This window comes from Paenibacillus sp. GYB003 (assembly GCF_036577625.1).
In the GTDB taxonomy this organism is placed as follows: domain Bacteria; phylum Bacillota; class Bacilli; order Paenibacillales; family NBRC-103111; genus Paenibacillus_AB.
In genome coordinates this window covers 1-14112 of sequence record NZ_JARBDC010000058.1, presented here as the reverse complement: position 1 = coordinate 14112, position 14112 = coordinate 1, and the positions used below count along the sequence as shown (strand labels likewise).

Annotated in this window: 11 protein-coding genes; 7 read left to right on the top strand and 4 right to left on the bottom strand. The window is 61.1% G+C overall.

Annotated features, from left to right (window positions below):
- Positions 1-462: 462 nt before the first annotated feature.
- The 3 genes from PV407_RS19095 to PV407_RS19085 are packed head-to-tail and all read left to right on the top strand — an operon-like array spanning position 463 to position 3855.
- The gene (locus PV407_RS19095; RefSeq protein ID WP_332091563.1) at positions 463-1527 is read left to right on the top strand and encodes a hypothetical protein; all 1065 of its coding nucleotides are present in this window, start codon (positions 463-465) and stop codon (positions 1525-1527) included.
- 44 nt (positions 1528-1571) lie between these two features.
- On the top strand, positions 1572-2267 hold the full coding sequence (locus tag PV407_RS19090) for an N-acetylmannosamine-6-phosphate 2-epimerase (protein ID WP_332091562.1): 696 nt from the start codon (positions 1572-1574) through the stop codon (positions 2265-2267).
- 13 nt (positions 2268-2280) lie between these two features.
- Positions 2281-3855: an FAD-dependent oxidoreductase gene (locus PV407_RS19085; RefSeq protein ID WP_332091561.1), complete on the top strand. Its 1575-nt coding sequence runs from the start codon at positions 2281-2283 to the stop codon at positions 3853-3855.
- 177 nt (positions 3856-4032) lie between these two features.
- Here the strand turns inward: PV407_RS19085 and cysK are convergent, their stop codons facing one another.
- Positions 4033-4968 carry a cysteine synthase A gene (cysK, locus tag PV407_RS19080; protein WP_332091559.1) on the bottom strand — a complete coding sequence of 312 codons (936 nt, stop codon included), beginning with the start codon at positions 4966-4968 and terminating at the stop codon, positions 4033-4035.
- A 288-nt stretch (positions 4969-5256) separates the two neighbouring features.
- On the opposite strand from cysK, the gene PV407_RS19075 reads away from it, so the two are divergent.
- The 4 genes from PV407_RS19075 to PV407_RS19060 are packed head-to-tail and all read left to right on the top strand — an operon-like array spanning position 5257 to position 11078.
- On the top strand, positions 5257-6192 hold the full coding sequence (locus tag PV407_RS19075; protein WP_332091558.1) for an ABC transporter permease: 936 nt from the start codon (positions 5257-5259) through the stop codon (positions 6190-6192).
- Positions 6193-6207: 15 nt separating this feature from the next.
- Positions 6208-7134, top strand: coding sequence for a carbohydrate ABC transporter permease (locus tag PV407_RS19070; protein ID WP_332091557.1), 927 nt, complete (start codon positions 6208-6210; stop codon positions 7132-7134).
- Between the two features lie 36 nt (positions 7135-7170).
- Positions 7171-8799, top strand: a complete 1629-nt coding sequence (locus tag PV407_RS19065; RefSeq protein ID WP_332091556.1) for an extracellular solute-binding protein — start codon at positions 7171-7173, stop codon at positions 8797-8799.
- Between the two features lie 38 nt (positions 8800-8837).
- The gene (locus tag PV407_RS19060) at positions 8838-11078 is read left to right on the top strand and encodes a helix-turn-helix transcriptional regulator (RefSeq protein WP_332091555.1); all 2241 of its coding nucleotides are present in this window, start codon (positions 8838-8840) and stop codon (positions 11076-11078) included.
- A gap of 343 nt (positions 11079-11421) precedes the next feature.
- Here the strand turns inward: PV407_RS19060 and PV407_RS19055 are convergent, their stop codons facing one another.
- The 3 genes from PV407_RS19055 to PV407_RS19045 all read right to left on the bottom strand — a co-directional run.
- On the bottom strand, positions 11422-12366 hold the full coding sequence (locus PV407_RS19055) for an ROK family protein (protein WP_332091554.1): 945 nt from the start codon (positions 12364-12366) through the stop codon (positions 11422-11424).
- Complete coding sequence (locus PV407_RS19050; protein WP_332091553.1) at positions 12363-13340, bottom strand: DUF4434 domain-containing protein; 978 nt, start codon at positions 13338-13340, stop codon at positions 12363-12365. The genes PV407_RS19055 and PV407_RS19050 overlap by 4 nt, the downstream gene beginning before the upstream one ends.
- A gap of 232 nt (positions 13341-13572) precedes the next feature.
- Positions 13573-14112 (bottom strand): N-acetylmuramic acid 6-phosphate etherase (locus tag PV407_RS19045; RefSeq protein WP_332091552.1); only part of this gene is annotated, 540 nt, incomplete at its 5' end.

Sequence of the window (14112 nt, the reverse complement as noted above, 5' to 3'; positions counted from 1 at the left end):
GAAAAAAATGAAACGTTTGCAATCGGACCCGAAAAACGGGATAACGCGAAAAGAAGCAGTCTCCGTTCGTTGCCGAGCAGAACTGCGTCGTTTCTTGTCGAAATTGTATCCGATGCCCGGTTGCAGTGTCAATGTCAATAACCGGGAGGCGTTGTCCTTGCGCCATTCATGATCAATAATGGAATCCGATTCCAAATTATTTTGTCGAAAAGGATTTTGTATCCAATCCATCGTTACTATCCATTGTAGTTTTTTCGCCGCCGCAATTCAAGCTTGGAGCCAAATTCATAGGCCTTCGGAGCGGGCGCCGGCCGGATGCCGCCGCCGTGCTTACGGGCATTGTCTCGAATGAATATTTTCTTCACAATATGATTTTCAAAGGAAACTTTTCTCCATCTTGTGCTATAATCTGTAGTATGCCGTTCTATTTTCCCATACTACCGTGCGAGGAGAATGTATCCGATGGAGCCTATTTTATCGCTTGCCGCGACATTGAAATCGTATATGGACGGCTTGCTGCGCCGCGACGAGTCGGGCAACCTGTACGTGCTGGACGATGAGCTCGGCGATCGGGCCAGCTGCTGCACGACGGCGGAAACCGCCTGCCTGTACGCCATGCTGGGCGGCGCGTCGGGCAGCGAAGCCGATACGGAAACCGCGGCCGCGCTGATCGACGACGTGCTGCGCCGGCAGCTGCCGAGCGGAGCGTTCGGTCAGCCGTATTACGTCAAGAAAGGCGAGCAGGGTACCGTCGACATCGCCGAAATCGGAGCTTCGGCGAACAGCCTTTATCACGTCTACAAGGCGACGCGGAACGAATCCGCGAAAACGAGCCTGATCCGTTCCGCCGATTATTTGCTGACGCAGGTGGCGGAGGAAAATCCCTGCGCCATTTATAAAAATCCGAACGCCCGCATGCACGACGTGCTGAACGGCGACATTTACGCGGCGCATACGCTCGGCCGGGCTTACGAGCTAACCGGCAATCCGGCCTATTTGAGCCAAATCCGGCGCACCGTCGCCCACGTGGCCGACCGGTTCGGGCGGCATAGTCCCGGCTGGTGGCCGTATACGGAGCTGTGGGACGGTTCGGTCGGCATGGGCAACAGCGTCGCGTACCAAGTGACGATCGTCGCGTTCGCCCACACGCTGCTGCCGCTGTTGGAGGAGCCGCTTCGCGAGCGCTGGAAGCGCATCGAGGAGGAGGCCGTCCATACGGTGCTGCAGGCGCTGCGGGACGGACCGAACGACGACAACGAGGCGCCGTGGTGGTGCCGCGATTGGCCGAACGTGCCGGAAATCGTGCTCGCCCTGTCGCGCGTCCCTCATATCGGCGAAGCGCAAGCTTACGTCGCGGGACGGCTGCGGGAAATCGGGGACGGCATGGAGCGGGAAGGCGCCGCCTATTTCCGGCCGAAAGTGAAGCACGACGACCCCGAGCGGTCGCCGGTTACGACGACGTTCCGCAAGGCGGCCACGTTTGCCGCGCTGCTTAGCGCCATTTATTTGGACGGAACGACGAGCTGAGGCCGTTCGCTCATCTTAGAACAAACAAGGAGTGTTCATTGCGCATGAAACCGATATTCGAACGTAGAGGATTGATCGTGTCGTGCCAGGCGCTGCCCGGCGAACCGCTGTACTGGCAAGGGACGATGGCCCGCATGGCGCAGGCCGCGCAGCAAGGCGGAGCGATCGGCATCCGCGCGAACGGGCCGGACGATATTCGCGACATCAAGGCGGCCGTCGGCTTGCCGGTCATCGGGCTGCTGAAGCGCGACATTCCCGGCTCGGACATTTACATCACGCCGGAGCTCGTCGACGTGCAGGCGATTATCGAAGCGGGCGCGGACGTCGTCGCCATGGATATGACGAACCGGGAAGACCGCATGGAGCGCGTCGTGCCGCTCATCCGGCACTGCCATGAAGCGGGCGTGGCGGTGATGGCCGACATTTCGACGCTGGAGGAAGGGCTGCTCGCCGAATCGCTCGGAGCCGACTTCGTCTCGACGACGATGTCCGGCTATACGCCGTACAGCCCGCAGCAGGAAGGGCCCGATCTCGAGCTCGTGCGCGAGCTGGCGAAGCGGCTGACGAAGGCGACGCTCGTCGCCGAAGGGCGCATCTGGAGCCCGGCCGAGGCGGAGGAAGCGCTTGAGGCGGGAGCGGCATACGTCGTCGTCGGCGGCGCCATTACCCGGCCCCAATACATTACGAAAAAATACGCGGATCGGATCGGCAAGTGGCTGGAGCAATCCGTAACGAAATAGGATGTGAAACCGGATGACGACTGTTAAGGAATGCGACATCCTGATCGTCGGCGGAGGGTTGGGCGGCTGCGCGGCCGCACTCGCCGCGGCGAAATCGGGCAAATCGGTCGTTTTGACCGAGGAAACGGATTGGATCGGCGGCCAGGTGACGAGTCAGGCCGTCCCGCCCGACGAGCACCGCTGGATCGAGCAGTTCGGCTGCACGCGGACGTACCGGACGTTCCGCGATAAGGTGAGAGAGTATTACAAGCGGAATTTCCCGCTGACGCCGGAGGCGGCGGCGAACCCGCGGCTGAACCCGGGCAACGCGATCGTCAGCCGTCTGTGCGTCGAGCCTCGCGCGGCGCTGGCCGTGCTGGAGGATATGCTGGCGCCTTATGTGCACAGCGGAGCCGTCACGATTTTGCTGAACCGCAAGCCGGTCGCGGCGGCGTCCGAAGGCGATCGGGTGACGAGCGTAACGGTTCGCCATACGCCGAGCGGCGAAGAGGAGCTGCTTCGGGCGCCCTACGTGCTGGACGCGACGGAATGCGGCGATTTGCTGCCGCTCGCCGGAGTCGAGTACGTGTCCGGCGCGGAATCGAAAGCCGAAACCGGCGAGCCGAACGCGCTGGACGGCGACTCGGAGCCGGACGACGTGCAGTCGTTCACGATCGTCTTCGCGATGGATTACCGGGAAGGCGAAGATCATACGATCGCGAAGCCGGACGACTACGAGTTTTGGAAAACGTATCGCGCACCGTTCATGAAAGACGTCATGCTGAGCTGGGCGACGTCGAACTTGAGCCCGTTCAAGTCGTTCAGCCTGTTCAGGGTGCCGGAGAAGGGCGTATTCCCGCTGTGGGATTACCGCCGCTCGATCGACAAGACGAATTTCGTCCCGGGCACGTTCGCCAGCGACATTACGCTCGTCAACTGGCCGCAAAACGACTATTGGCTCGGCAACATTATCGATGTCGACGACGAAGAACGGGAGCGTCACCTTCGGCGGGCCAAAAATTTGAGCCTCAGCCTGCTGTACTGGCTGCAGACGGAGGCGCCGCGGCCGGACGGCGGGAAAGGCTACCCGGGCTTGCGCCTGCGCAAGGACGTCGTCGGCACGGAGGACGGACTGGCGAAGGCTCCGTATATTCGCGAATCGCGCCGCATTCGCGCGGAATTCACCGTTTTGGAGCAGCACGTCAATCCGGCCGTTCACGGACGGAAGGAAGCGGTCAAGTTCGCCGATTCGGTCGGCGTCGGCTGCTACCGGATCGACCTTCATCCGACGACGGGCGGGCGGGAAGGCTTCTATATTCCCGTCAGTCCGTTCCAAATTCCGCTCGGCAGCTTGATCCCGGTCCGGGTCGACAACTTGCTTCCCGCGTGCAAAAACATCGGGGTGACGCATTTGACGAACGGCTGCTACCGGCTGCATCCGGTCGAATGGAACGTCGGCGAGGCGGCCGGCTATTTGGCCGCGTATTGCCTCGACACCGGCCTCAGGCCGCGAGACGTGCGCAATACGGAGACGCACCTGCGCGACTTCCAAAACCGGCTCGCTGGCGCCGGCATCGAGCTGGATTGGCCGGTCGTCGAGCCGGTTTAAGGCGGGCTCGGCCTGCTGATCGGCGCGTTAACGTTCTTTCGCACACTATTCCGCCAAAACGGCGCTCGCGCCCGGCGGATAGTGTGCTTTTGAACGTTAGCGCTCCAAACCAAAACCTCCAACGCCGCATTCGGGTTGGAGGTTTTGGTGTTGGACTCCTTCGGCGGCCTCCCCGCCCTACTCGTCCTGAAACAGCGACGTCGACAAGTACCGCTCTCCCGTGTCCGGGAGCAGCGCCACGATCGTCTTGCCCGCGTTCTCGGGCCGCCCCGCCAGCTCGGCGGCCGCATGAACGGCCGCGCCGGACGAAATGCCGACGAGCAGCCCTTCCGTCTTGGCCAGCCTGCGCGCCGTCTCGAACGCGTCCTCGTTGTACACCTTCGCGATCTCGTCGACGACCGAAGCGTCGTACACGTCCGGCACGAAGCCCGCGCCGATGCCCTGGATTTTATGGAAGCCCGGCTTCCCGCCCGACAGCACCGGCGAATCGTAAGGCTCGACCGCAACGATGCGGACGGACGCCTTCTTCGCCTTCAGCGCCCGGCCGACGCCGCTGATCGTGCCGCCGGTCCCGACGCCGCCGACGAAAATGTCGACTTCCCCGTCCGTGTCGCGCCATATTTCCTCCGCCGTCGTCCGCCGATGCACGTCCGGGTTCGCCGGATTGGCGAACTGCTGCGGAATGAACGCGTTCGGCAGCTCGGCCGCCAGCTCCTCCGCCTTGCGGATCGCCCCCTGCATCCCTTCGGAGGCCGGCGTCAGCACGAGCTCGGCGCCGAGCGCCTTCAGCAGCTTCCTCCGTTCGACGCTGAACGCCTCCGGCAGCGTAATGATCAGCCGGTAGCCGAGAGCGGCCGCCACGAAAGCGAGCGCGATGCCGGTATTGCCGCTCGTCGGCTCGATGATGACCGAGCCCGGGCGCAGCAGCCCTTTCGCTTCCGCATCCTTGATCATCGCGTAGCCGGTCCGGTCTTTGACGCTGCCGGCCGGATTGAAATATTCGAGCTTCGCCAGCAGCCTGGCCGAAAGCCGTTCTTTGGCGGCGAAGCCGCGCAGCTCCAGCAGCGGCGTATTGCCGATCAATTCGGTTAAATTTTGCGCAATGTTAGCCATTCGTTCCGTCATCCTTTCCACTTGCGTCCATCGGCTCGTTCGCCCGGCGAAAAGCCTCTCTTCTATCATAACGTATAGGGCTCCGACTGGAAAACACGGCTATTCCCTCGCCAGCCCGCGCTCCAGGCAGCGATCCCCGGTTCACAGGCGCTTCCGCTAGCTTGTCCGACGCGGCCGCAAAAATTGCGGCGCCCTTCAAATTTTGTTTGTTGCCTGTGCGGCGGGCAGCTTTTATGCTGAAAGAACATGCAGGCGGCCGCCGCAAATCCGAGTGCAAAGGGGAGAATCATGAAAGCTACCGCCGGAGCGATGAAGCTTAAGAGCAGGCGAAGGCGCGACAACGTGCAGCTGTATCTCATCATGCTGCCCGTGCTGCTGCACATTTTTATTTTCTCTTACATTCCGATGTACGGCATCGTCATCGCCTTCCAAAACTATTTCCCCGGCCGGCCGTTTCTGTCGTTCGACGGAGCCGTCGACTGGGTCGGCTTCAAACATTTTATCGACTTTTTCAACGGGCCGTATGCGGGGAGACTGCTGCGCAATACGTTCGTGCTCAGCTTCTATTATTTCATTTTCGGCTTCTGGGTGCCGATTTTGTTCGCACTGCTGCTGAACGAGCTGAGGGCCGGCTTTTTCAAAAAATTCGTGCAGACGTCCAGCTACTTGCCCCATTTCATCTCGAACGTCGTCGTGGCGGGCATGGTGCTGTCGTTCATCGACGCGGACGGAATCGTAAACGCCTTCATCAAATGGTTCGGCGGAACGGCGATCCCGTTCAACACCGAGCCGAACTATTTCCCCGCCGTCTATACGATCTCGACGATCTGGAAGTCGTTCGGCTGGAGCAGCATCCTGTACTTGGCGTCGATGTCGTCGATCGATCCGCATCTGTACGAAGCGGCCAAAATGGACGGCGCGGGCCGGTTCAAGCAAATGCTTCATATTACGCTGCCTTCGATCCGCCCGACCGTGTTCATTTTGCTCATTTTCGCGATCGGGGGGCTGTTTTCGGCCAACAGCGAATTCATTATGCTCATCTACAATCCGTCGCTGTACGAGACGGCGGACGTTATCGGCACGTATTTGTACCGCGACGGCTTGCTCGGCGGCAATTTCAGCTCGGGCGCGGCGATCGGCCTGTTCACGGCCGTCATCAACTTCTCGCTCATGTACGGGGCGAACTATTTAAGCCGCAAATTTACCGACTATGCGCTATGGTAAGGAGGACGCCAACCTATGTTTCCCGCGCTACGGCGCCAGCGCCATCCGCAGCCGAGAAACGCGATCCGGCAAGGCTCGCGGATAGCGGACGCCGTCTTTTACATTCTCGCCCTCCTCATCTGTTTGATTACGCTGTATCCGTTCTACTTCGTCGTCATCATGTCGATCAGCTCGCCGATGGAGGTGGCGGCGATGAACGTGTTTTGGTATCCGAAAGGCTTTTTCCTCGGCTCTTACGAGCTGATCGTCGGCGACGCGAAAATGTGGCGGGCGTACTTGAACACGATCATCTACGTATCGTGCGGCACCGCGCTCAACTGCCTGATGGCCGTGCTGGGCGCCTATCCGCTGACGGTGCGCAATTTGGCGGGGCGCCGGTGGGTCGTCCGCTATTTGCTCGTCCCGATGTACTTCGGAGGGGGCTTGATTCCGGCTTACCTGCTCGTGAACAAGCTCGGGCTGTACAACACGATGGGAGCGATCATCATCCCCGGCGCCGTCGGCATTTGGAACATCATTCTCGTCCGGACTTACTTCCAGACGATACCGGAATCGCTCAAGGAATCGGCGTTCGTGGACGGCGCTTCCCATCTGCAGCTTCTTTTCAAAATTATGATACCGGTTTCAAAGCCGATCATGGCGGTCGTCGCCATTTACACGATCGTCGGCATCTGGAACAGCTGGTTCGACGCCCTCGTCTATTTGCCGAACGAAAAGCTGCATCCGCTGCAAATGTATTTGTACCGCGTCATCGTGCAGCAAACCGTCGACTTGAAAATGCTGTCGATGGAAGACGCCCGGAACGCGGCGTCCAACATGCTGACGAACATTCAGCTGAAATACGCGATCATCGTATTTACGACGCTGCCGGTGCTGTTTACGTACCCGTTTTTTCAAAAATATTTCGTCAAAGGAGCTTTGCTCGGCTCGCTGAAGGAATAGCTCCGGCCGACGACACGTTTAGGAGGAACGTCCGCTATGCCCATGACCAAAAAATGGTGCGCCGCCGCGCTAGCCGCCGCGCTCGCGATACTGCCGCTGGCCGCCTGCAACGACAAAGACGCCAAATCCGGCGAAGGCGGAGGCGCGAACGCCGCGGAGCCGATGAAGCTGCGCATGCTCGGCCCGTCCGGCGCGAACAAATATATCAAGTTCGAGGACCGGGAGAAGTACCCGGTGTGGAAAGAAGTGCAGAAGATGCTCAACGAGGCGAATTTGCAGCTCGATTACGAGCTCGTGCCGAACGAGCAGTACAACGTCGTCATCAAAACGCGGATGGCGTCCGGCAGCAAGCTTCCCGACATCGTCAACGTGTCGGCGCTCGACAATACGACGCTGCTCAATTTGGCGAAGCAGGGCGTCCTTATGGACTTGAACGCGCTCATCGACAAGTACGGCAACGGCAACATCAAAAACATGTATACGAAATTGTTCCCGTTCGCCAAAAAATCGACGACGTCCCCGGACGGCAAAATGTACTGGTTCAGCAACCTGCATATCAAAACGTACAAGGACAAGGAGCTGGCCCCGGTCGCGCTCACGATGACGATCCGCAAAGACTGGCTGGAAAAGCTGAACTTGCCGGTTCCGACGACGGCGAAGGAATATTTGGAGACGCTGAAGGCGTTCCGCGACCGGGACGCGAACGGCAACGGACAGGCGGACGAGGTGCTCGTCTACGATCCGTCCAACTTCGGCGGGGCGATCGCCCAATGGTTCGGCCTCGGCACGGACATTACGGCCGTCGACGTGGAAAACAAAAAAGTCGTCTCCCCCTGGTACCAGCCCGGCGTGAAGGAGTATTTCGCCTACATCCAGCAGCTTATCAAGGCCGGCGTTCTCGATACGAGCCTGATCGGCGCGAAGAGCGAGCAAATTCAGCAGAAGGTGACGGAAAACAAAGTCGCCTCCTCGCACGAATACAATCTCGGCATGTCGCGGGAGCCGACGATCAAGGGCGGCGGCGAATATTTGCCGCTGATGCCGCTCAAGGCGGTCGACGGCATTACCCCGGCCGCGCAGCTCGAGCCGCCGCATCTCGTTTGGCAAAAATATGCGATTACGAAGGACGCCAAAAATCCCGAGGCGGCGATCAAATTTTTCGACATCATTTACTCCGAGAAATACGCCGATCTGCTATACTGGGGCATTGAAGGTCTGACGTACAAAAAAGACGCGAACGGCGCGAAGCTGTTTATCAACCAGGGGACGGACGAGGAAATCGCCAAAAAAGGCACGACCAACGGTAGCCGGCTGTTCGGCGATACCGTTTTTCCGCGGGTGCAGTTCGCCAATCTGGAATTCGAGCTGAATCAGGTGCCGCCGTACAAAGCGGAGCACGAGCTGAACATGTTGAAATACAAGCCGTATTTCGTCAACATGAATCAAAACTATTTGGCCATTCCCGACGACAAGCAGCTGGAAACGAAGACGAAAATTTTGACGAACTTGACAACGTATTCGAGCGAGCTGGCGACGAAGCTGGCGCTCGGGCAAAAGTCGCTCGACGGCTGGGATTCCTACATCGCCGAGCTGAAAAAGCTCGGACTCGACCAGCTGATCCAAATCGACCAGCAGCTTCACGACCGATACAACAGCGTCAATTAACCGAATGCCGGGGGTAAGGTAGGTGCGATCCAGTGTCAGTGTCAGTTTCAGTGTCCCGTAACCGGTTCGGCAGCCGCACGTTTCGCCGAACGTTTTGGTCCTATACCGCGATTTTGATCATTCCGATCTTGATTTTTTGCGCGATCAATTTGGCGAAAAGCGCCGCGGAGGAGCAGCGCCGGATGCACGAGAGGCACGAGGAGGACGCGAGACGGATCGCGGACGGCGCGGACGCCAAGCTGAGGGAGCTGAAGCGGCTCGGGGAAATTTTCGCGGACGAAGCCTGGGTGAAAAAGTATATGCCGGACGAGAACGTGTACGATGGCGAGTTCGACCTGCTGAAAGAGCTGGACATCCGCAAGGACCTTCAAAACGCCGCGTACGGATCGGGCATTTTGACGTTCGGCGCCGTCTGGTATCCCGGCAAGGAGCGCGTCGTGTCGCCTTGGGGCATTTATGGCGCCGATTACTTTTTCGGCTCCGTCGCCGCCTTCGATCCCGAGACGCGCCGCGCTTTGTCCGAGACGGCCGCGGACTATCACATCATGAAGCTGCTTCCGCCGGCGGCGATGAAGCTTTGGGGCGAGGAGAAGCGGGTCGTCCCCGTACTTCAAAGCCTGGAGGTGGTGAGCAATCCCCGGGCCGTGCTGCTGCTGTTCATCGACAGCTCGTATATGGCGTCCTACCTCCGTCAGTACGTCGGCGGAACGGGCCCCGTCTCCTTAACCGTAACGGACGGAGGGGCGCCCGTTTTCGCCGGAGGGAACGGCGGCCCGGCGACGCGGGGCGAGAAAGCGGAAACGTTCGTCCTCCCTTCCCAGGTGAGCGAATGGACGTACGCCGTCGCCTATTCCGGCGAGCGATTGATCGGCATCCCCAATATGCTGGCGTCGCTGCTTGCCGCCGCCGCTTCGATCGTCGTCGGCGCGGCCGCCGCCTACGCGCTCGCCCGGCTGAGCTACCGGCCGCTCGGCGCCCTGCTCCACAAGCTGGCCCACATGTCGCGGGTCGAGCCGCCGCGGCAGGGCGGCGGCCCCGTCTCGGAATACAACCTGATCGAAACGTCGATCGACCGTCTGCTCGGCGAGAACGAGTCTTTGCAGCAGTCCGTCCGCGACTACAAAAGCGCGGCCCGGTCGAATATGCTGCTGCGGCTGCTGAAAGGCTGCTTCAAGGAGGAGCAGCAGGCGAGCCGGCTGCTGCAGTTCGGTCTCCGCTATACGGACGACACTTTTTTTTGCACGCTGCTGCTCGATTTTCATGCGGTGTACGACGGGATTTCCGACATGGAAGCGATCAAAAACATCGAGATTTTGACGTTCATGGCCGTGGAAAAAAGCATGGGCCGCCATCGGATCGAGTATCAGCTGTTCGAGGTGACGAACGCGGAGAAAGCGATCATCGCGTCGTCCGACGCGCCGCTCGACGAACGGGCGATCCGGGCGGCCGCCGCGGAGGTCGAGGAGGAGCTGCGGGCGTGCTGCGGCGGCCGGCTCGACATTTTGCTCGGCACCGTCGAGCAGGGACTGCTCGGCATCAGCAAATCGTATTACACGGCCAGCGAGCAGCTGCAATACAAGCTGTTCGTACGGCGCGGCATGCGCGACGCCGACGACCCGACGCCCGCGATCGACTATTATTATCCGACCGACTGGGAAGTGCAGCTGATCAACAATTTGAAGATCGGCAACTTGGACACGTGGACGCAGATCGTCGACGAAGTGCGGGCGGAAAACGAAAGCCGGCGGCTTTCGGAGTCCAGCGTCTCCAAGCTGATCGCCTCGCTCATGGAGACGATGCTGCGCGTGCTCGGCGAGCTGAACATCGATGCGGACATTTACGCGAGACAGTACGCCAGCAAGGCGCGGGAGCGCAACGTCGAAGCTTTATGGGGCTATGTGTACGAGGTCGGCACGCTGATCTGCGAGCGGATCCGCTACTCCAACTCCCAATCTGCGATGGAGCTCGGCAACGACTTGCTGCTGTACGTCAACCGCAACTATACGAACGCCGACATGTCGCTCAAAAAGCTGGCGGAGCAGTTCCAGATGTCGGTGTCCGGCGTCTCCAAAACGTTCAAGGAAGTGACGGGGATCAATTTCTACGACTATTTGTGCCGGCTGCGGATGGAACGGGCCAAGGAGCTGCTGCGGGAGCGCAAAGGCGAAGTGCCGCGCATCGCCCAACTGGTCGGCTACGAAAACGCGTATTCGTTCAAACGCGCGTTCGTCCGGTACGAAGGCATCAAGCCGGACGAGTATGCGCTTCTGAGCGGGTGAGGTCAGCGAGACCGTCAGGGGGAAGGAATTTGACGCCCTGACGGTTTTTCTTGCGCAGGCCCATATCCGCAACCGCTGCCGCCCGGTCGCGTTCGTTGTTTACGCGAGCCCTGCTTCCGTACAAAGAGCTCCTCCCCCTCCCCTACACCGAGCGATAAGAGTTTCCGGAACTCAGCCGAAAATAAGGGGCCCAAACGTCCGCTATTTCCCGGCCCCGTTAAAACGAACGCCCGATTCCCGCTCGCACAGCGGTTATCGGGCGTCTTCACTTATGGGCCAGCCGGGAAATCCGCCCGCTCCATTCGGCGTTGCGGTTACCGGCCTCATGCAAACCATGCAAGGCTCAGCGGCCGTCCGCGGCCTGCCACGCCAGCTTCGCCGCGCCGGCGAGGCCGGCCTGCTCGCCGAGCGCCGCCGCCACGATCCGCACCGGATCGTAAGCCGGCATGATCTGCTCCTTCACCTTGCCGCGAATCCGGTCGAACAAAAAGTCGCCCTGCGCCGTAATCGCGCCGCCGACGACGATCGATTCGGGGTTCAAAATGTGGATCAAGTTGGTCATGCCGAGCGCCACATATTCGGCGTACCGGTCGATCACGCCGAGCGCCGTCTCGTGCCCTTCGCGGGCGAGCTCGAACAGCTTCTTCGCCGAGCCGCCGGTCGCCGATTCGTCCAGGCCCGCTTCCGCCGCCTGGCGCATAAGCGCCCGCACCGAGGCGTACTGCTCCCAGCAGCCGCTCAAGCCGCAGTTGCACGGCTGGCCGCCGTGACGGATGACGATATGGCCGTAGCCGCCCGCATAGCCGTCGCGGCCGAAGTACGTCCCGCCATGCTTCGTCACCCAGCTGCCGCCTACGCCCGTGCCGAGCGTCACGCACAGAAAGCCTTCGAGCGGCTTGCCCGTGCCGATCCACGCTTCGCCGATGGCGAAGGCGTGGGCGTCGTTGACGAGCGCCACGGGCAGGCCGGTTTCCCGCGACATATTGTCCCGCAGCGGCACGCCGGTCCAGCCCGGCAAATTCGACGTCGCGTAGCCGATCCGTCCTTCCCGCGCATTCACGTAGCCGGCCGTCGCGACGCCCATGCCGCGCGGCTCCCAGCCTTCGGCGGCGGCCAGCTCCTTGTACCGTCCGGCGATCGCGTACAGCTTGCCGATCAGCGAATCGCGCCCGGCTTGCGCGTCCGTCGGCGTATTGTCGGCGTGCAGGATTGTTCCCTCATTGTCGACGATGCCCGACTTGATGTTCGTTCCTCCGATGTCGATTCCGAATACGACTTGCCGCTTCATCGGCTCCGCTCGCCTCCCGTTTCCCCCGCGGCGTCCCACAGCCCGTTGTCGCGCAGGAAAGCCGTGTAATCTTCGTACAGCCGCACCGACGTTTCGTGTCCGGCGTGCACCGGGCTGCCCGGCTTGTTCATCATGCCCAAATATTGATAGCAGAGCACTTTGTCCGAATACTTCGACAAAATGTCGAGCTGCCGCTTCACCCGCTCGAACGGCCCGGGATGGAGCACTTTGCCCGCGAAGCGGAACAGCTCCAGGTCGGACCACAGCGGCTTGCCGGCTTTGTCGTGCGCTTCCCGCAGCTTGGCGAACGTCGCGTCCACCGCCTCGAACGTCGTCCGGTCGACGCCGATTTCGTCCTGATAGGCGATATAGTCGACCTCCAGCGAGCGAAGCTGATCGACGAACCGGGCGTCGCCCGTAATCGAGCGGGTTCCGTACGGAGCGATCAGCACTTTCTCCGGCCCGAGCTTGCGCAGGAAGCCGCACATTTCGTTGGCGTAGGCGATATAGTGATCGGGAAAATGGGTGAAAATCGCCGCCTCGACCGGCAAATACCAGCCGGCGAACGAAGCGTGGTGCCCGTACCGCTCGGCCAGCTCCTTGGCGAAATCGAACCGGAGCGCCGTCGTCTCGCCGCTCGTCGACAAGCTTCCCATGATCGGCGTCGTATAAAAGCCGTTCCCGACATAGATCGTCAGCCCGAGCTTATCGCCCGCCTTCAGCACCGCTTCCAGCGGATCCGGGCAAACCGTGTCCCACCGGTACGACCAAATGTCCGACGGGTAAAACGCCTTCCCGTGCAATGCGACGTTCAGCAGCACGAGCGTGTCGAGCCCGATCTCGGCCATCTCCGTCAGCTTGAGCTCCCAGTCGGCTTCGGTAAACCGCTGCGTCGTCGAGTTCCAGCAGTCCCCTTCGTACGGATTCGGGTGATAAAAATCGAACCACGATCCCGTGATGCGCATGAGCGCCATATTGAACGCCTCCGTTTCGTCCGGTTCGACGGACGTGTAAGGTGATGATTCGTGCGTCTGCCGATAACGGCCCTTCCTGCCCCTTATTTTACCGGAAATCGGGTGTTACGGACATTTAGCGGATGTTCGGGACTCTGATTTCCGAGCAGGTCGGCCAAAACAACGCTACCGGCACCGAATAAGAGGCCCCGAAGGCCGTTACTCTCGAAATAACGTTCGCCAAGGTTTCGAGCTAGTCGCGCAGCGCCTCGCGCACGATACCGCCCGCGCGCTCCAGCCGGCGGAACGCCTCCTCGGCGGAGACGCCCGCGAGCAGCATGACGATGCTCGCCTTCATCTGCTCGCCCGTCGCGCTCATCGCCGCTTCGACCGCCGCCTCGTCGGCCCCGGTCGCCATCGCGACGATGCTCCGCGCCCGCTGGCGCAGCTTGCCGTTGCTCGGCTGCATGTCGACCATGAAGTTGCCGTACGCCTTGCCGAGCCGAACCATCGTCGCCGTGCTGATCATGTTCAGCACGAGCTTCTGCGCGGTCCCGGCCTTCAGGCGTGTCGACCCGGTCAGCGCCTCCGGCCCGACCGCCACCTCGATCGCCCGGTCGGCGAGCGCGCCGATGACAGAGCCGCGGCTGCACGCCAGGGCGATCGTCGCCGCTCCCGCCGAGCGGGCGTACTCGAGCGCGCCGACGACGTACGGCGTGCGGCCGCTCGCCGCGATGCCGACGACGACGTCGCCCGCCGCGAGCCCGCGGCCGGCCAAGTCGGCGGCGCCCAG